Raw genomic sequence first — 553 nt, forward strand, 5'->3', positions numbered from 1 at the left:
GTGTCGGTGATCCCGGACCAGACGAAGCGGACCTTCACCTGATGGCCGTCGTGTTCGTCGGCGCCGTGGAAGACGCCGGTGCCGTCCGGGTGGAACCGGCCGGTGACGGGCGGGAAGAGGGTGCCGGCGCTGCCCGCCCCGTCCCCGAAGTAGGAGCCGTCGGTACGCCGTGCCGCGGCGCGCCGCACCAGCGCGGGGGCCGACATGTCGGCGAGGACCAGCAGCCGGGCGTACGGGCCGACCAGTGTCCGCCGACGCGGCCGGCGGGCGGCCCGTACCACGGCGCGCGCGATCCGCTCCGGCGTGGCGACCGGCGGCAGGGAACGCAACTCCCGGCCGCTCCGGTTCGCCGCATGCCGGAAGAACGGGGTGTCCACCCCGGTGGGCAGCACCGTGCAGACCGCGATCCCGTCCTCCGCCAGCAGCCGCAGCTCCTCGCGCAGCACGTCGTCGAACGTGCACAGCGCCGCCTTCGACATCGCGTAGGCCCCCATGTACGGGGCCGTGACCCGTCCCCCGAGCAGCGACGCGACGTCGATCACCACGCCCCGCC

Annotated in this window: 1 protein-coding gene; it reads right to left on the reverse strand. The window is 75.0% G+C overall.

The window, feature by feature from the left end:
• A partial coding sequence (locus EF918_RS36520; RefSeq protein ID WP_260611035.1) for an SDR family NAD(P)-dependent oxidoreductase occupies positions 1 to 542 on the reverse strand: 542 nt, incomplete at its 3' end.
• Between the last annotated feature and the right edge of the window lie 11 nt (positions 543 to 553).

Origin of the sequence: Streptomyces sp. WAC06614 (assembly GCF_003949795.1) — a bacterium.
Lineage (GTDB): Bacteria > Actinomycetota > Actinomycetes > Streptomycetales > Streptomycetaceae > Streptomyces.